Here is a 428-nt window from a genome sequence, read left to right as displayed (position 1 = left end):
AGGAGCAACCGATGGTTGTCAAGGCACCGCAAAGTTCATTGCTCCATGGATCCATTTTTGGCTGGATAGCCGGCCAATCGGAGTTGGCGTCTACTAGGAAGCTTTGGAGGTCTCCTTTTGCACGGCATGTTGAGCCACGAGAGTGACGTTGCATCCGAGTTCGCTGAGCCTGCGCATCAGGCGTCGAATGGTATTGTCGCGGCTGCGCTGATCGAAGTGGCGCGGGCCGAGGTCGTGGTAAGGCACGCCGTCACGAAGCATGAAATAGGCTGCGGTGAGCATCGAAGCGGCGACGGCCAAGATCGCCTTTTTTGCCCCACGGCGTGCCTTGAGGCGCAAGAATTGCGCTTGCAGATAGCTACCCCTGACGCGCACCGCCGCCCAGGCGGCGGTGACCAGGGTGGTCTTCAACCAAGTGCCGCTCTTGC

At 59.8% G+C, this 428-nt stretch carries 1 pseudogene; it reads right to left on the bottom strand.

Annotation, left to right across the window (positions count from 1 at the left end):
- Nucleotides 1-93: 93 nt before the first annotated feature.
- Nucleotides 94-428 (bottom strand): annotated as a pseudogene (locus EN804_RS34745) (hypothetical protein); the annotation flags it as partial.

Origin of the sequence: Mesorhizobium sp. M8A.F.Ca.ET.161.01.1.1, from assembly GCF_004792105.1 — a bacterium.
Classification (GTDB): Bacteria; Pseudomonadota; Alphaproteobacteria; order Rhizobiales; family Rhizobiaceae; genus Mesorhizobium.
This window is presented reverse-complemented; position numbering and strand designations above follow the sequence as displayed.